Origin of the sequence: Arthrobacter sp. NyZ413 (assembly GCF_049390645.1) — a bacterium.
Taxonomy (GTDB): domain Bacteria; phylum Actinomycetota; class Actinomycetes; order Actinomycetales; family Micrococcaceae; genus Arthrobacter.
On record NZ_CP155434.1, the window covers coordinates 3,113,325 to 3,129,772 of the forward strand.

Sequence of the window (16,448 nt, forward strand, 5' to 3'; positions counted from 1 at the left end):
TTCGCGTCCGGGGAGCCTGCTGCTTCCGGGATCCCGTTACTTCCCGGATTTCACGCGGATGACAGTCAAGGCGGCGTCGTCCACATCCTTTCTGAAACCAGGATCAGTCGACGCCCGCTGCAGGACCCGTCCGTACATTTCCGGTATCGCGGCCGGATCGGCACAGAGCACCATGGTTCCGCCGGCACCGATGAAACTGGTGGCCCTGTCCCCCATGCTCCATGGGGACAATTGCACGGCATTGCACAGGTCATCCGAAACGATGACCCCGCTGAAGCCTGCGTCGGCGCGCAGCATGGTTCGCATGATGGCAGGCGAAAACGGGGCAACATGGTCCGGGTCGATCTTGTCGTAGTAGGCGTTCGACACCATCACCCAGCGCACGCCGCCGTCGATCGCTGTTTTAAATGGAGCCAAGTACGGGTCCGTCCGCGTGGTCTCAGTGTCGTGGACATTGCCGCTGACGTCCGTGTTCAGGCTGACCCGTCCCATTCCCGGGAAGTGCTTCACTACGGGCACCACTCCGGCGTCCCTCAATCCCGCTGCCATTGCATTTCCGTGACCGGACACGGCCGATGGCGTGAATCCGTATTCGCGCTGGAAGGCACCAATCGGCTTGTTGGAAGGCGCAAACCCAGGGCTGGGAACAGTGTCCAAAACTGGCGCAAGGTCCATATTGACCCCGGCCTGCAGTAACTGGGAACCCCAGGTCCGGGCGTCGGCGCGAAGCTGCGCAGGGTCCGCATTGCCTTGCGCCAAGGCCGGCGGAATCTGCTGGAAACCGGGCCCGCTCAGCACTTGGACGGCGCCGCCTTCCTGGTCGGTGGCCACGTACAACGGGATGCCCCGGGAAGAGCCCGGCGACACGGCCGCCTTGAGCCGGTCCACGACTCCGGCCGTCGCGGCGACGCCGGCTTGGCTGCGTCCGGCCAGGTACACGTTGCCAATGTGGCTATCGAGCAGGCGACCCACGGTGGCGGCATCGCTTCCGTCGGCCTTCGCTGCGACCATGAACAACTGGCCCACGCGCTGTTCGAGCGTCAGGGCAGCGAGTTCCTGCTCCGGCGTCGGGTGCGGTGGCGGCTCATGCGGTGGGGCTGGAACGGCGAAAGGAGGCTGCGTCCGAAGGAACGGAAGCGGCTCGGCTACCGTGACGTCCGGAAGCGTTCCAGTCGACGGCGCGTGCGAAGCGCCCGGGGCCGGGGAAGCAGATCCGGCCGCCGGCGTCGGGGCGACGTCCACCGAATCCGAGCGCGCGACGCCGGCAAGGGCGGCAACCATGAAGGCCGCCAGCAGGAGCGATGCAATTTTCGAAGACGTGCTTTTCGAAGACCTACGCAGGGGAACCATCGCCTTGTTGATTCGTTCGTTGCCCACGGCCCGCTCCTTGCGCGTTCGCGCCAGCCGCGTTCGCGCCAGCCGCATTCACGCTAGCCGCGTTCACGCTAGCCGCGTTCACGCTGACAAGGAGCAGGCCGCCTTACCTCCGGGGAATGCCTGTGATCAGGCAGTCGCCTCGGCTGCGGCCTTGGCCGCAGCCGGCAGTGCGTCCAGGATTCGGTTCATGGCCGCGTCGTCATGGGCCGATGAGAGGAACCATGCCTCGAAGACCGACGGCGGCAGGTAGACCCCGGATTCCAGCATGGAGTGGAAGAACGGTGCGTACCGGAAGACCTCCTGTGCTTGGGCGTCCGCGTAGTTGTGGACGCCGTTGGCCGAGGTGCCGAACGCTACCGAGAAGAGGTTCCCTGCCCGCTGGATAGAGTGGTCCACGCCCGCGGCGTCGAGTGCCGCCGAAAGAGCCGTAGAAAGTTCCGTGGAGCGCGCATCGACGTAGCTGTACACCTCCGGAGTCGCGTGGGTCAGGGTGGCGACGCCGGCAGCCATCGCAACCGGGTTCCCGGACAGCGTGCCCGCCTGGTACACCGGGCCAATGGGCGAGAGGTAGTCCATGACGTCCGCGCGACCGCCGAGTGCCGCCGTCGGCATGCCGCCGCCGATGACCTTGCCGAACGTCAGGAGATCCGGCGCCCAGCCTTCCTGGCGACCCGTGAGTCCCCAGTAGCCGGCATACCCGGTGCGGAACCCGGTGAGGACTTCGTCGAGGATCAACAACGCGCCATGTTCGCGGGTGATCCGCGACAACGCGGCATTGAAGCCTTCGTTTGGCGTGACCACGCCCATGTTTGCGGGAGCAGCTTCTGTGATCACTGCGGCGATCTTGCTGCCGTGCGCGCCGAACGCGGCTTCGACGGCGTCGAGGTCGTTGTAGGGCAGGACGAGGGTTTCGGCCGCGGCCGCCTCGGTGACGCCTGCCGAACCGGGAAGTGCCATGGTGGCCAGGCCCGAGCCGGCGGAAGCCAGGAGGCCGTCGAGGTGTCCGTGGTAGCAACCTGCGAACTTGACGATGAGGTTGCGTCCCGTGAAGCCGCGGGCGAGGCGGACTGCCGTCATGGTGGCTTCGGTGCCGGTGGATACCATCCGGATGCGTTCGACGGCGGAGACCCGCTCCTTCACGATCGCGGCGAGGTTCGCCTCGTCCGGAGTGGAAGCCCCGAATGACAAACCACGGTCGACGGCGGCGTGGACCGCTTCCAGGACTGCCGGGTGGGCGTGGCCGAGGAGGGCCGGTCCCCAAGAGCAGACGAGGTCCACGTACTGGCGGCCGTCGGCATCGGTCAAGTACGGGCCCTGGGCGGAAACCATGAACTTCGGGGTACCGCCCACGGAGCCGAAGGCGCGTACCGGTGAGTTGACGCCGCCGGGCATCAGGGTCCGGGCACGGTCGAACAGCTGGTCGGAAACAGGGGTGTGTGAAGTCATGGTGTCCATTCTTTCAGGGATTGTGGCAGGCTCAGGCCGCGGCAAGGAGCTCCGCTACGCGCGGGGCCACCTCCGTGCCGAAGAGTTCGATGCAGCGCATCATGGATTCGTGGGGCAGAGTCCCGTTGCTGTACTTAAGGTCGAACCGGTCGACGCCGAGGTTTTCCTTCAGCCGTACGATCTTCCGGGCAACGGTCTCCGGAGAGCCGACGTAGAGCGCACCTTCCGGACCGCACATAGCGTCGAATTCGCCCCGGCTCGCCGGGCCCCAGCCGCGCTCCGCGCCGATCCGGTTGCGCTGGGCGAGCCAGTGCGGGAAGAGCTCCTCGCGGGCTTCCTCGTCGCTCGGCGCGACGTGGCCCGGTGAATGCGTGGCGATCTGCTGCATGGGCTGCCCATACTTGCCCATCGCTTCGCGGTAAAGCCCGACGAGCGGGGCAAAGCGCCGCGGTTCTCCGCCGATGATGGCGAAAATGATCGGATAGCCGTACTCGGCGCAGCGCAACACGGATTCAGGCGTGCCGCCAACTCCGATCCACGTGGGCAACAGGTGGTTTTCCAAGTGCGGGAAGACACTCAGGCCGTGCACATTCGGCCGGGTCCTGCCCTCCCAATGAACCGGTTGCTGGGCGCGGACCTTGTCGAACAGTTCCAGCTTCTCTTCGAAAAGGACCTCGTAGTCGGCAAGGTCCAGTCCGAACAGCGGGAAGGATTCCACGAAGGAACCGCGTCCCAACATCACTTCGGCGCGGCCATTGGAGAGCGCGTCGACCGTGGAAAAACGTTGGAAGACCCGGATTGGGTCGTCGGAACTGAGCACTGTCACAGCGGAACCGAGCCGGATGCGGGAGGTCCGGGCCGCAGCCGCGGCGAGGAACACTTCCGGGGCCGAGACCGCGAAGTCGCGACGGTGATGCTCGCCCACGCCAAACGAGTGAAGTCCGACTGCGTCCGCCAGCTCGGCTTGTGCGAGCAGCTCACGCAGCACCAGGGCATGCGGTTTCGGATTGCCTTCGGCGTCCACTCCGGCATCACCGAAGGTATTCAACCCGAGGAGGATCTCTCCCGGACCCACCGGGGCAGTGGGGCCGGGAGCCGTGGTGGTCATCAGGCTTCCTTGATCCAGCGGGCAAGCTCCGAGGCCCAGTACGTCAGCACCATGTCGGCACCGGCCCGCTTGATGCCAAGGACGGATTCAGTGATGGCGCCGCGGCGGTCGATCCACCCGTTCGCGGCGGCAGCCTCGATCATGGCGTATTCTCCGGAGATTTGGTATGCGGCAACGGGAACGGGGCTCATGTCCGCGACGTCGGCCAGGATGTCGAGGTAGCTCATGGCCGGCTTGACCATCACCATGTCGGCGCCTTCCTCGAGGTCAAGTTCGACCTCGATGATGGCCTCACGCCGGTTGGCCGCATCCATCTGGTAGGTCCGGCGGTCGCCCTTGAGCTGGGAGTCGACGGCTTCGCGGAACGGACCGTAAAACGCGGAGGCGTACTTTGCCGCGTAGGCGAGGACCGCCGTGTTCTTGTGTCCCGCCGCTTCAAGTGCCTGGCGGATCACGGCGATCTGGCCGTCCATCATCCCGGAGGGGCCAAGGACATGGGCGCCGGCGTCAGCTTGAGCCACCGCCATTTGCGCGTAGATTTCCAGGGTCGCGTCGTTGTCCACGTAACCGTTGGCGTCGAGGACCCCGCAATGGCCGTGGTCGGTGAACTCGTCCAGGCACACATCGCCCATGACCACGAGGTCGTCGCCAACCTCTGCGCGGACGTCGCGGATCGCTTTGTTGAGCACGCCGTCGGGATCAAGCGATGCCGTGCCCCGGGCGTCGCGGACAGCGGGAACGCCAAACAGCATGATGCCGCTGACTCCCAACTCCACGGCTTCCACGGCGGCGCGCTTGAGCGAATCCGTGGTGTGCTGGACGACGCCGGGCATGGACGTGATGGGTGCCGGCTCGGTGATTCCTTCACGGATGAAGGCGGGCAGGATGAGGTCCGCGGGCGCGAGCCTGTGTTCGGCAGTCATCCGGCGCATTGCGGGGGTAGTACGGAGCCGGCGCGGCCGGTGGTTGGGAAAACTCAACTTTCGTTCCCTTCGGTGTCGAATACGGTACGGAGGGCGGTCACTATCCCTGCCGGCGTCGGTTCTTTTGCCGTCGCCGCAACGGGCAGGCCAAGCGCGGCAGCCTCTGCCGCCGTCGAACGCCCGATCGCAATGAAGCGGCACTCCCGCAGGGGTGCCAGTGATTCGTGGATGCGGCGGGCTGCGCTCGGCGAGGCGGCGACGACGGCGTGGAGCCTGCCGCTGGAAATATCGCCCCGGGCGACCGCCGGTGTGAGTTCGGGGGCTCCGTTCAGTCCGCCGGCTTGCCAGCCGTTCGCCGCGACGAGCGCGGCAGTGAGCCGGCGTACGGGATCCGCCGGGTAGTCGACGGTGTGGTAGGCCGTCACCACTTGGACTTCCGCCCCTTTGGCCCTGATCCCGGCTGCCAACGCGGAGTCGGCAATGTCCGCTTGGGGCAAGAGAACGGTGGCTGTTCCTGCCGGCCAGGCAGCCACCAGTCCAGCGGCAGACTGCACGTCCTCAGGTGCGAGGTCGACGCCGACACCTTCAGCCTCCAGCACCCTTCGGCTGGATGGACCGATCGTCGCGACCCGGACTGTTTCGGGAATCAGGTCCCTCAGCTTGACGCGCCGCTCGGCCGCGATTTCCTTTAGCGCCCGCACCGTGGTGATGCTGCTGACCACCAGCCAACCAAAGCCGCCTGCGCGCAGTGCGTCGAGGGCGACTTCGAGTGAATGCTGGTCGCGGGCGCGCTCGAAGTCGATCAGCGGGAGCAGCAAGGGTTCGGCGCCGGCCTCCCTCAAGGCTGACACGAGCGACGCAGCCCGGTCAGGACTGCGCGTGATGAGGATCCGGGCGCCCTCGAGCGCCCGGGCCTCCCCCGGCTTGGCTGCGCTGTGCCGTCCCATGGTCTCCTGTTGGCCCTGTTCCACTGCCAGCTTAGGAAGCGGCAAGGTCGGTGATTTCCGCTGCCCCCGCCGCAAGCAGGAGTTCGGCAACTTCGATGCCCAGCAGCGTCGCGCCGACCTCGGTGAGCCCGTCCGTCGCCTTCTTCTCGCGGACGGTCTTGGTGCCGTCCACTGCGCAGACAATGGCTTCGAGGTGCAGCATGCTGCCTTTCCGGTAGGCGTAGGCGCCCACCGGCGCGGCGCAGCCGGCCTCAAGCCGTGCGAGCACAGCCCGTTCGGCCGTGACGGCCAGACGCGTGTCTTCGTCGTTCAGGGCAGCGAGTGCCTGGGCGAGCGCGCCGGCCGGGCCCGGCTGCCCGGGAGCGTCGGCCGTCCGGCACTCGATCGCGAGCGATCCTTGGCCCGGAGCAGGAAGCATGACATCGGTCTCGAAGAATTCCGTCACGACGTCAAGCCTGTTGATCCGTTCCAGCCCTGCTGCGGCGAGGACGACGGCGTCAAGGTCGCCGCTCTTTCCGGGAACCAGTGCCTCCGGTGCGTTGCCGGCTAGGCCGGGAACGCGGCCGAGCCGGGTGTCCACGTTCCCGCGGATGTCCACGACGTCCAGGTCCGGCCGGGCGGCGCGCAACTGCGCAGCGCGGCGCGGCGAGCCGGTACCGACCTTCGCTCCTTCCGGGAGGTCTGCCAGCTTCAGCCCGTCGCGTGCGCACAGGACATCCCTGACATCGACGCGCTTGGGCGTCGCCCCTATGGTGAGGCCGGGAGCCGCCCCCGTCGGTAGGTCCTTCAGGGAGTGCACCGCGGCATCGCACGCATCAGCCAGGAGCGCCTCCCGGAGGGCGGCAACGAACACGCCGGTGCCGCCCATCTGGGAAAGCGATCCGGTCCGGACGTCGCCTTCGGTCTTGATGTGCACAAGTTCCACGGAGAAGCCTCCGACGGCGGCCAACTGGTCCGCCGCCTGCTGGCTCTGGGTCAGCGCGAGTTTGCTCGCGCGGGTACCGATCCGGACGGTCATTTTGCCCCTTCTCCCACGGGGTAAGGGTCATGGCCCGTGCCGATGGTGGTGTCCGCGCCCGCAATGGTTGGCTTTTCGCCGCGGAAGTTGGCACAGCAGCCCGGACGGCAGACGTCGTACCACGGGCCGAGGCCGGTCGTAGCGGGGCGGTCGGCAATGTTGTTGGCCACCGTCCGTTCGCACACGAGGTCCACGAGGCCGGACACGAACTTGCGGTGTGTGCCAGGGGTAGGAACACGAGTCGCGGCGATGCCCAGGTTCGTGCAGGTTTCCAAGGCCTCTGTATCGAGGTCCCAAGCCACTTCCATGTGGTCCGAGACGAAACCGAGGGGAACGATCACGATGCCCTTGATCCCCTGCCCGGCAAGCTCTTCGATGGCGTCGTTGATGTCGGGCTCAAGCCACGGAACATGCGGCGCGCCCGAGCGGGACTGGTACACGAGGGACCACGGCGCTGTCAGCCCGGATTCGGCCTGGACGCGCTGGATGACCTCTGTGGCGGCAGCGAGGTGCTGGGCCACGTAGGCCGAGCCTTCCTCGAATTCCCGCGGCTCCCCTTCGGAGCGTCCGGCAGCTTCGGCGTCGCGCGTCGGGATGGAGTGCGTGGCGAACAGGATCTGGATCGGAGCGTCCTCGAGGCCGGCCGCGGCCAGCTTCTCCCGCACTTCGACGAGTCCGGCGGCGGTGCCTTCCACGAACGGCTCCACGAAGCCCGGGTGGTCGAAGTATTGGCGGACCTTGTCCACCTCGAGCTTGCCGTCCAGGCCGGTCTCCGTCAGGGCCATGCCGATGTCCTCGCGGTACTGGCGGCAGCTGGAGTAGCAGGAGTAGGCGCTGGTGGTGACCATCAGCAGTTTGCGGTGGCCGGCGTCGTAAGCGTCCTGGAGCGTCTGCGGAATGTAGGGGTCCCAGTTACGGTTGCCCCACAACACCGGAAGGTCGATGCCGCGGGACGCGAGCTCGGCCTCGAGCGAGGCTTTCAGGTCCCTGTTTTGCTGGTTGATGGGGCTGATGCCGCCGAAGGCGCGGTAGTGGTGCGATACCTCTTCGAGGCGTTCATCCGGGATTCCGCGGCCACGGGTGACGTTGCGCAGGAAGGGGATGACGTCTTCCTGGCCTTCGGGTCCGCCGAAGGACGCAAGCAGGATGGCGTCGTAGTCTTTGGGGGCCATGCGCCCGGCCTCGGTGACCTCGTTCACTTCGGTGAGGCTCGCGGGCCCGCTGGCGTGGCGGCCGCTCATGCGAGGACCTCGGCAATCTCTGCGGCGTCGATGCGGCGGCCGGTGTAGAACGGGATTTCCTCGCGGACGTGGTTGCGGGCATCGGTTGCCCGCAGGTGGCGCATGAGGTCCACCAAGTCGACGAGTTCGGGAGCTTCGAGGCCGAGGATCCATTCCCAGTCGCCCAGCGCGAAGGAGGAAACGGTATTGGAGATGACCTGCGGGAAGTCGCGGCCCAGCATGCCGTGGTCGCGGAGCATCTTGCCGCGCTCTTCGGCGGGCAGCAGGTACCACTCGTAGGAACGGACGAACGGGTAGACGCAGAGCCACGTGCTGGGTTGGACGCCGCGTGCGTAGGCGGGGACGTGGTTCTTGGCGAATTCGGCTTCGCGGTGCACACCCATGGCGGACCAGACGATCTCGGTGCCGCCGAAGAGGGCACTGCGGCGGATATCCCGGACGGCCTGCTGCAGGTCCTCGGCCCGGGCTCCGTGGAGCCACACCATGACGTCGGCGTCGGAACGCATCGCGGAGACGTCGTAGCTTCCCCGCAGGACGACGCCGTCCGCGGCGAGCTTTTCGGTCAGTTGCTCAAATTCCTGGACAGCGTCGGCGCTGCGCGGAACCTCGCCAGACCGCTTGAAGACGGTCCACAGTGTGAAGAACTGCTCCTCGGTTTCGGCAGTTTTAGTGACAGATTCGGCGAAAGTGTGGCTCATGGTACAAGTTTGCCCCGTCGATGCCCCTAAGTCGAAATAAAGATCTTCTACAGCACGTAGAAGTGGTTTATTTCACAATGTTGCGCCCATCTGCGCCCGGGTGTCCGCAACCACGGCAGCCAAGCCGTTTCCAGCCAGCCAACCCCCAACAACAGTCAAGCCATCCACGCCGGCACAAATCCGCCGAACCTCAGCAACCCGCTGTTTGTGACCGACCGCCGCGAAAGGCAAAGCACCCGCCCACCGGACAACGTCCCAATCGAGGACGTCTTCGCGGGCAATCGGCACTGTCAGCAACGTCGAAGCATCCCGCAACGCCGCCTCAAACAATGCGTCGTCATCGAGCGCGGCCACCGATTCCGGAGCGCCTTCGCCTTCGCCGCGTCCATAGGACAAGCGCAACACGTGGGTACCGGGCCCGGCTTCTTCGGCCAGCCAGTCCCATTTAGCGGTGGCGTGGGTGAGCGCTTTCGCTTCGATGCCGGCGGTCTGCGGCGCCACGAGTATGCCCGTGCCCCGGGGCCGACGGTCCAGTTCGGGAACATCCACCACCAGGGTCACGAGGCTTACCAAAGGGCCAGCGGCGGGGCGCAACCCTGAAAGTCCGGGAACCGAGGAATCAAGAAGCCCGAGGGCAGTCGGACCGTCAAGCGCAACCACGAGCCGTCCGGCGTCGTACGCTTCATCCCCGGCCGTGACGCGCCACTCCTTGCCGGAGCGCGTGATGGAATCCACCCTGGCACCAGGACGAAGAACAACACCCAGGGATCGCAACTCAGCCACAAGGGCGGTCACCAGTGTGTTCATGCCGCCCTTCAAGCCCCCGACGGCGGATCCGGCTTTCGCGGTCGCCCCACCGTTGGAGGCCTGGGCAGTTGGAGCAGGAGCAGTCTTGCGTTGATTCGCGACGGCCGCAGCCAACGACCCGTGCTTGCGCAATCCCGCACGCAACCCGGGCGCCACCATGTCGACGTCGAGCAGGCCGGGATCAGCCGAGTGCACTCCCCCTACCACGGGCGACACAAGCCGCTCAAGCACGCGCTTGCCCATTCGCGAGCGGACCAACGCGGAGACACTCGTGAGCTCCGCCGAGGTGCCCACGGAAGCGGGCAGGAAGCGGTCGAACGATGCCCGCAAGGAGCCGACGAGGCCGAGCGAGCGCCGGACCTCGGGGTCCCAGGGATTGGCGGGGATGCCGAGGACGCCGGTCTTGGGAAGCTCCTGCGCGCCGTCGGGCAACTGCACCCAGGCGCCTCCGGGGCGGGGTGAGACTATGTTGTTCCCCAGTCCCAGTTCGCGGGCCAGGTCCGCTACGGCGGTGGTCCGGGTTGCAAAGGACTCGGCGCCGCTATCGAGCCCAAGACCGCCAACTGTATGCTTCCCGACGCACCCGCCCCAAGCGTGGCTTGCCTCCAGAACTGTGACGCGCCCACCGAGCTTCGCCAACGAGCGGGCGGCGAGCAGTCCGGAAATTCCTCCGCCAACAACCAGCGCCTGCGGAGGCGCCGCCTTATCGCGCATGCCCGTTACCCCACGGGGATCGAGTGGATGAGTTCCACAACCCGGGTCAGGACAGCCGGATCGGTTTCCGGAGGAACGCCATGGCCGAGGTTCACCACGTGGCCGGGTGCAACGGAGCCAGCGGCGATCACGCCCCGGACGTGGGCTTCCAGGATCTCCCAAGGGGCGGACAAGAGGGCGGGGTCGATATTCCCTTGAAGCGGCACGCTGCCACCAAGCCGCCGGTTCGCTTCGTCCAGCGGCAGCCGGTAATCCACGCCCACAACATCGACGCCAACGTCGCGCATGGCGACGAGCAGCTCGGAGGTTCCGGTCCCGAAATGGACCAAAGGCGCGCCGAGATGGCGGACGTGGTCAAGCGCACGGGCAGACGCCGGGGCGACGTACTTCGAGTAGTCGTTCAGGCCGAGGGATCCCGCCCACGAGTCGAACAGTTGAGCCGCGGATGCACCGGCTTCGAGCTGGGCTTGGAGGAACATTCCCGAAGCGTCCGCGGCCCAGTTGGCCAGGGCGCTCCAGGTATCCGTATCGGCGTGCATCATGGTGCGGGGGCCGAGGTGGTCGCGGGACGGCTTGCCTTCAACCATGTACGCGGCAAGGGTGAACGGCGCGCCGGCGAAACCGATCAACGGGGTGGTGCCGAGTTCGGCGACCGTGAGGCGGACGGCCTCCCGGATCGGCTCGAGCGCTTCCCAGCTCAGTTTCGGCAAGGCTGCGACGTCCTCAGCCGTCCGGATCGGCTTGTCCAAGACAGGCCCGACGCCGGGAACGATGTCAACGCCGACACCGGCCAGCTTGAGCGGGATGACGATGTCGGAAAAGAAGATGGCGGCATCGACGTCGTGGCGGCGGACGGGCTGCAGCGTAATTTCCGAAGCGAGCTCGGGACGCAGGCATGAATCGAGCATCGCAACGCCCTCACGGACCTTGAGGTACTCCGGGAGCGATCGGCCCGCCTGCCGCATGAACCATACAGGACGCCGCGAAGGTGCCCCGCCGCGGTACGCCTGGATAAGAGGAGAGTCCGCGGTGCGGCCATCCATCAGCGGGTGGTTCGCGCCGAGGCCGGAAACGGCATTGCCGGCTACGTCTTGGGCAGGTGCGGAGGGGGCCGGCACGGAGTTGACCGACACGGACGGCGGCAGTGCGGAGCTGGAAGTCATGCCTTTGATTGTGCCGAAAATCGGGGGCAAAAGATAACGACAGCTTGTCCTGTTCCACCCGGGATTCACCCGAAGTGACGCGGGTCACTCCGATGCGTGCGAAGAACCACGGCCAAAGCATTGTTCTACAGGGCACCGAAAAAGCTATGATGACTCTTGCTGTGGTTCTTTTCTCATTGGTGGCTACACACGCCGACATCGACCTCGAGACCGTCGCTCAATTGAGCAACGGTTCATCTGAGGTTGCCTCCTCCGCCCTTGCCGATTCCCAACTCGTTTCGGGCGCCGTGGTCCTCGCGACCTGCAATCGCTACGAAATCTACGGCGAGACGCCCCACGCGGACAACCTTGAGGCGGCCCGTTCGGAATTGATCAGCCGGATCAGCAGCCTGAGCGGACTCAACGAGCAAGTGGTCTCCCATGCCTTCAGCACCCGGAGCGGCCCGGAAGTCAGCCGGCACCTCTTCGCCGTCAGCGCAGGACTGGATTCCGCCGTCGTCGGAGAACGCGAAATCGCCGGCCAGGTCCGCCGCGCCCTGATCACCGCCCAGCACGAAGGAACGGCGAGTTCCGGACTGGTGCGCCTGTTCCAGGCGGCTTCGAAGACCGCCAAGGACGTTGGAGCGCAGACGGCTTTGGGATCACGGGGGTTGTCCATCGTGTCGGTGGCCCTTGACCTCGCCACCGACCTCTCGGACAGCACCGATTGGACCACCAAGAAAGTAGTGGTCTTCGGGACAGGCGCCTACGCCGGCGCAACCATGTCCTTGCTCCGTGAACGTGGCTGCACCGACGTCTCCGTGTACTCCTCCTCCGGCCGGGCCGAGGCATTCGTGGCAACGCGTGGCGGAACAGCGCTCGACGCCGAAACTCTTCCAGCCGCCGTCGCCGAGGCTGACGTCATGATCGGCTGCAGCGGCTCGGACAACCGGGTCGAGGCCGCCGACCTCGCGAAGGTACGCGAGTCGTCCACGCAGACCCTTATCGCGATCGACCTCGCACTCACCCACGACTTCGATCCCGCGGTGGGCGAGCTCGACGGCGTCGAACTCCTGACGCTCGAATCCGTCCGCTTGGCGGCACCCCAGGAACAAGCGGAGTCGCTGGCCCAGGCCAGCACGATTGTGTCCGGCGCTGCAACGGCGTTCGAGCAGGCACGCGAAGCCCGCTCGGCCGATTCCGCCATCGTGGCCTTGCGGCGGCACACCATGAACGTGCTCGACGCCGAGATGGAGAAAGTCCGGGCCCGCCACGGTTGCACTGCCGCCGCTGAAGAGGTCGAGTTCGCTCTGCGCCGCATGGTCAAGCAATTGCTCCACATCCCCACGGTTCGTGCCCGTGAGCTCGCCGCCAATGGCCAGCAAGACGAGTACATCGCGGCCCTTGAAGCCCTTTACGGCATCCAGGTCGAGCAGCCGTCCCCCAAGGCTCCGGCTGCCGAATGCCCGGTAGTTCACGAGCCCGAAGCCGAGGAAATGGGTCCCGGCGGGCTTCGCGCGGAGAGCGCCTAACCCCATTCCCCTTGAGCATGCGCCACGCTCACGTCCACCAACGGACATAACCCGGCTATGTCCATCCCTCACCACAAAGAATGAGCATGCTCCGCGCTCACGGGCACCACTGGACATGACCCGGCTATGTCCATCCCTCACCACAAACAATGAGCATGCTCCGCGCGCGGCGCAGGGTCAGGCGAACGCGTTGACTCCGGTCATTTCCGCCGAAACTTCCCACAACCGTGCCGCGGCTTCCGGGTCGATGGCATGCGCGTCGACCCCTTGGTACCGGGCAAGGGGCGATTCCGGATCTGTGGGCTTGGCGATATCGCAGTCTTCGCAATACACCCCGCCTTTTCCTTCGAGGGCCGGGGAGGTCGCTGCCCAAGTCGATGTCGCAGCACCTTGCTCGGGTGTCTTGAACCCTTCGCGCACGTTGCCTTCGGCATCCATCCATCCAGCGGCCACCATTTCTTCGCGCGGCAGGTGGCGCTGCAACTCTGTCATGATGCCGCCGGGATGAACGGCAAATGCCCGGACGCCCGCGGATTTACCCAGGCGGTCCAGTTGGACAGCGAACAACGCATTGGCCGTCTTCGCCTGCCCGTAGGCCTTCCATTTGTCGTATCCGGCGTCGAAATTGATGTCATCGAAGCGGATCGGCGAAAGCTTATGCCCTGTGGAGGACAGTGCCACCACGCGGGCCGAACCGGCTGCTGCCAAGGCGGGCCAGAGTGTGTTGACAAGGGTGAAGTGGCCCAAGTGGTTCGTGGCGAACTGCGATTCCCATCCGGGCCCGACGCGTTGTTCCGGGCTTGCCATGATGGCCGCGTTGTTGATGAGGATGTCGAGCGTCGGATTGGCGGCGACGAACCGCTTCGCGAAGTCCTTCACGGCTTCCTGGTCCGCCAAATCCAAAGCCTCGACCGTCACGTCCGCGGTGCCAAGGCCGGCTGCCGCCAGCACTTCCCTGGCGTGTTCGGGCCGTCTCGCGGGAACAGTCACCCGTGCAACCGCCGAACTGAGTGCCCGCACAGTTTCGAGGCCAAGCCCGGAATAGCCTCCCGTGACAATCGCGGTCTTGCCATGCAGGTCGATGCCCTCGATGACCTCCCTGGCGTTCGAATAGTGCCCGAACCCCGATCCGATGGGCTGCTGGGCGGTTATGGATTCTTCGCTCACGTCAAGGCCTTTCGTTTCCGTCCAAGGGGAATTCCGCCCCGAAGGGTACTGCTTAGTACACAGGCTTGGCCGGTTCGACGTCGCGCACCCATGCCAGGATCCCGCCGTCGAGATGGCTGACGCGGGTGTAACCGGCTCGCTGCGCCGCCGCGAGCACGGCCGCCGAGCGCGTGCCGCCCTTGCAGTGGAACACGATGTCCTTGTCTTGGGGAAGGTCCGCCCACGCTTCCCCGGCCAGGATACGTCCTTGCGGGATGAGCACCGAGCCGTCGATGCTCACAATCTCGTGCTCGCCCGCCTCCCGGACGTCGATCAACTCGAAGTCGCGATCGCCGGCAGCGCGCGCCTCAAGCATCCCGGACAATTCGGTAGCGGTCACAGTTCGGACGGCGTCGGCGGCGGGCTCAGGCGTGATTCCGCAGAAAGCTTCATAATCCGTCAATTCGGTAATCGGCTCGGCCGCGGGATCCTTGGACACTTTGATCTCGCGCCAACTGCCGCCGAGCGCGTCATAGAGCGCCACGCGCCCCAGCATGGAGCGCCCGACGCCGGTGATCAGCTTGACTGCCTCCGTCACCATGAGGGATCCGACGGCGGCGCACAGCATGCCGAACACGCCACCTTCACCGCAGGACGGGACAGAACCGGCCGGAGGGGCTTCAGGGTAAAGGTCGCGGTAGCTGGGTCCGTACTTGTCCCAGAACACGCTCACCTGGCCGTCGAAGCGGAAAATGGATCCCCACACATACGGCTTGCCGAGAATGGCTGCGGCGTCGTTCACGAGGTAGCGGGTGGCAAAGTTGTCCGCGCCGTCGAGGATGAGGTCGTAGCCGGAGAAAAGCTCCAGGGCGTTGGACGAGTCCAGGCGGGCGTCGTGCAATTGGACGTTCACCAGCGGGTTGAGCTCCTTGATGGCATCCCGCGCGGACTCGATCTTCGGCCGGCCGACGTCGCCGACGCCGTGGATGATCTGGCGCTGCAGGTTGCTGAGGTCGACGGCGTCGTCGTCTACGATACCCAGCGTCCCCACTCCGGCGGCGGCCAGGTAAAGCAACGCCGGAGATCCCAGTCCCCCTGCGCCGATCACCAGTACCTTGGCGTTCTTGAGACGCCGCTGACCCGTCGCTCCGATTTCGGGAATAATGAGGTGGCGCGAGTACCGCTCCACCTCTTCCGTTGTCAGTGCGCCCGCCGGTTCCACCAGCGGGGGCAAAGTGGACGAGGTCGGAGACGGCAAGGATTGGGCAGCAAAAGTAGTGGCCATACTTCAAAGTATCCCTGCCGCAGCCGCCAGGTCATATTACCGCGCAGTATTGTGGTCATAACTGCAAAGGGGAAAGGCGGCAGACAAGTGGCTGAGAGTTCACGTACCAAACAGGAGACCCAGGTCAAGCCTGATCGGACCGTATCGCAGCGCTCGGCGAGGCTGCCCCGCGATGAGCGCAGGGCCCAACTCTTGAACGCCGCCTTGGAGGTATTCGTCGCCAACGGTTTCCACGGCGCGGCCATGGACGAAATCGCGGAGACGGCGCATGTCAGCAAGCCCGTCCTCTACCAGCACTTCCCCTCGAAGCGGGACCTCTACATGGCCCTGCTGGACAGCCACCTGGCCACGCTTACGGACTTGATGCTCACCGCGCTGAACTCGACGTCGGACAACAAGGAACGTGTCCAGGCCGTCATGCGTGCCTACTACCGCTTTATTGCGAGCGACGACCAGGCCCACCGGCTCGTCTTCGAATCGGACCTCATCAACGACCCCGATGTCAGTTCCAGGTTGGAGACTTTCAACCGGACGTTTGCAGATGCCGTCGCGAAGGTGATTGCCGAAGACACCAAGCTGCCGCACTTGGAAGCACAATTACTGGGCCGCGGCCTTGCCGGGATGGCGCAGGTCAGCGCCCGGTATTGGCTGGAAACGGACGGCAACCTGGACATCGATGTGGCGAGCGACTTGATCTACCGTTTAGCTTGGCGCGGAATCAGTCGCTTCCCCAAAGAGTCCTAAGCTACAAATAGAGCACTGAGTAAATTCTTTTGATTGGCTGGGAGGCCCTGCTGTGGAAATAAAGATCGGCATTCAGAACGTTGGCCGTGAGATCGTGCTGGAGTCCGCGTTGGATGCCGACGCCGTTGCCAAGATCGTGGGCGAGGCCATTTCCGGCGGCAAGGACCTTCGCCTGACGGATGAGAAGGGGCGCCAGATCATCGTTCCCGGCAACGTCCTGGGCTACGTGGAGATCGGCGCCGAGGAAGTTCGCCGCGTCGGCTTCGGCGCCCTCTAGGCAACACCCGACGCCGGCAATTTCAGGAACACCAGCGAGCCAG

15 protein-coding genes are annotated in these 16,448 nt (G+C 65.6%); 3 read left to right on the forward strand and 12 right to left on the reverse strand.

Translation table 11 applies throughout. The annotated features are described in order from the left end of the window. Window positions 1-36 precede the first annotated feature (36 nt). The 10 genes from ABCW42_RS14470 to hemE form a co-directional block, all read right to left on the reverse strand. Window positions 37-1,377 carry a glycoside hydrolase family 3 N-terminal domain-containing protein gene (locus ABCW42_RS14470; RefSeq protein WP_423181869.1) on the reverse strand — a complete coding sequence of 447 codons (1,341 nt, stop codon included), beginning with the start codon at window positions 1,375-1,377 and terminating at the stop codon, window positions 37-39. A 126-nt stretch (window positions 1,378-1,503) separates the two neighbouring features. Further along, entirely contained in the window at window positions 1,504-2,823 is a 1,320-nt protein-coding gene (gene hemL / locus ABCW42_RS14475) for a glutamate-1-semialdehyde 2,1-aminomutase (RefSeq protein WP_423181870.1), read from the reverse strand. A gap of 31 nt (window positions 2,824-2,854) precedes the next feature. Beyond that, complete coding sequence (locus tag ABCW42_RS14480) at window positions 2,855-3,931, reverse strand: LLM class flavin-dependent oxidoreductase (protein ID WP_423181871.1); 1,077 nt, start codon at window positions 3,929-3,931, stop codon at window positions 2,855-2,857. After that, window positions 3,931-4,911 carry a porphobilinogen synthase gene (gene hemB, locus ABCW42_RS14485; RefSeq protein ID WP_423181872.1) on the reverse strand — a complete coding sequence of 327 codons (981 nt, stop codon included), beginning with the start codon at window positions 4,909-4,911 and terminating at the stop codon, window positions 3,931-3,933. Before hemB ends, ABCW42_RS14480 begins: the two co-directional genes overlap by 1 nt. Then, window positions 4,908-5,801, reverse strand: coding sequence for a uroporphyrinogen-III synthase (locus tag ABCW42_RS14490; RefSeq protein WP_423181873.1), 894 nt, complete (start codon window positions 5,799-5,801; stop codon window positions 4,908-4,910). The genes hemB and ABCW42_RS14490 overlap by 4 nt, the downstream gene beginning before the upstream one ends. Before the next feature lie 31 nt (window positions 5,802-5,832). Next, window positions 5,833-6,819, reverse strand: a complete 987-nt coding sequence (gene hemC, locus ABCW42_RS14495; protein ID WP_423181874.1) for a hydroxymethylbilane synthase — start codon at window positions 6,817-6,819, stop codon at window positions 5,833-5,835. Beyond that, a complete protein-coding gene (locus ABCW42_RS14500; protein WP_423181875.1) occupies window positions 6,816-8,060 on the reverse strand; it encodes a ferrochelatase in 1,245 nt (414 codons plus the stop codon). The genes hemC and ABCW42_RS14500 overlap by 4 nt, the downstream gene beginning before the upstream one ends. Beyond that, entirely contained in the window at window positions 8,057-8,758 is a 702-nt protein-coding gene (gene hemQ, locus ABCW42_RS14505) for a hydrogen peroxide-dependent heme synthase (RefSeq protein WP_423181876.1), read from the reverse strand. Before hemQ ends, ABCW42_RS14500 begins: the two co-directional genes overlap by 4 nt. Before the next feature lie 72 nt (window positions 8,759-8,830). After that, a complete protein-coding gene (gene hemG / locus ABCW42_RS14510) occupies window positions 8,831-10,279 on the reverse strand; it encodes a protoporphyrinogen oxidase (RefSeq protein WP_423181877.1) in 1,449 nt (482 codons plus the stop codon). Between the two features lie 5 nt (window positions 10,280-10,284). Then, entirely contained in the window at window positions 10,285-11,442 is a 1,158-nt protein-coding gene (gene hemE, locus ABCW42_RS14515; protein ID WP_423181878.1) for a uroporphyrinogen decarboxylase, read from the reverse strand. 161 nt (window positions 11,443-11,603) lie between these two features. Between hemE and ABCW42_RS14520 the strand changes: the two genes are divergently transcribed. Further along, a complete protein-coding gene (locus ABCW42_RS14520) occupies window positions 11,604-12,953 on the forward strand; it encodes a glutamyl-tRNA reductase (protein ID WP_423184909.1) in 1,350 nt (449 codons plus the stop codon). Window positions 12,954-13,130: 177 nt separating this feature from the next. Here the strand turns inward: ABCW42_RS14520 and ABCW42_RS14525 are convergent, their stop codons facing one another. Together ABCW42_RS14525 and moeB are read right to left on the reverse strand one after the other, a co-directional pair. Then, window positions 13,131-14,120: an SDR family NAD(P)-dependent oxidoreductase gene (locus ABCW42_RS14525; protein ID WP_423181879.1), complete on the reverse strand. Its 990-nt coding sequence runs from the start codon at window positions 14,118-14,120 to the stop codon at window positions 13,131-13,133. A gap of 52 nt (window positions 14,121-14,172) precedes the next feature. Then, window positions 14,173-15,384 (reverse strand): molybdopterin-synthase adenylyltransferase MoeB, encoded by a 1,212-nt coding sequence (moeB, locus tag ABCW42_RS14530; protein WP_423181880.1) that lies wholly within the window; start codon window positions 15,382-15,384, stop codon window positions 14,173-14,175. An 87-nt stretch (window positions 15,385-15,471) separates the two neighbouring features. Here moeB and ABCW42_RS14535 point away from each other — a divergent pair, with 87 nt between their 5' ends. Together ABCW42_RS14535 and ABCW42_RS14540 are read left to right on the forward strand one after the other, a co-directional pair. Next, the gene (locus ABCW42_RS14535) at window positions 15,472-16,128 is read left to right on the forward strand and encodes a TetR/AcrR family transcriptional regulator (protein ID WP_423181881.1); all 657 of its coding nucleotides are present in this window, start codon (window positions 15,472-15,474) and stop codon (window positions 16,126-16,128) included. A 52-nt stretch (window positions 16,129-16,180) separates the two neighbouring features. Continuing rightward, a complete protein-coding gene (locus tag ABCW42_RS14540) occupies window positions 16,181-16,405 on the forward strand; it encodes a DUF3107 domain-containing protein (protein WP_423181882.1) in 225 nt (74 codons plus the stop codon). The last annotated feature ends 43 nt before the right edge of the window (window positions 16,406-16,448 follow it).

What these genes read in the sequence shown, in the direction of transcription:
- hemE (WP_423181878.1), bottom strand. Translation starts at nt 11,442, where the DNA reads ATGACTTCCAGCTCCGCACTGCCGCCGTCCGTGTCGGTCAACTCCGTG.
- ABCW42_RS14500 (WP_423181875.1), bottom strand. Translation starts at nt 8,060, where the DNA reads ATGAGCGGCCGCCACGCCAGCGGGCCCGCGAGCCTCACCGAAGTGAAC.
- hemL (WP_423181870.1), bottom strand. Translation starts at nt 2,823, where the DNA reads ATGACTTCACACACCCCTGTTTCCGACCAGCTGTTCGACCGTGCCCGG.
- hemC (WP_423181874.1), bottom strand. Translation starts at nt 6,819, where the DNA reads ATGACCGTCCGGATCGGTACCCGCGCGAGCAAACTCGCGCTGACCCAG.
- ABCW42_RS14480 (WP_423181871.1), bottom strand. Translation starts at nt 3,931, where the DNA reads ATGACCACCACGGCTCCCGGCCCCACTGCCCCGGTGGGTCCGGGAGAG.
- moeB (WP_423181880.1), bottom strand. Translation starts at nt 15,384, where the DNA reads ATGGCCACTACTTTTGCTGCCCAATCCTTGCCGTCTCCGACCTCGTCC.
- hemG (WP_423181877.1), bottom strand. Translation starts at nt 10,279, where the DNA reads ATGCGCGATAAGGCGGCGCCTCCGCAGGCGCTGGTTGTTGGCGGAGGA.
- ABCW42_RS14490 (WP_423181873.1), bottom strand. Translation starts at nt 5,801, where the DNA reads ATGGGACGGCACAGCGCAGCCAAGCCGGGGGAGGCCCGGGCGCTCGAG.
- hemQ (WP_423181876.1), bottom strand. Translation starts at nt 8,758, where the DNA reads ATGAGCCACACTTTCGCCGAATCTGTCACTAAAACTGCCGAAACCGAG.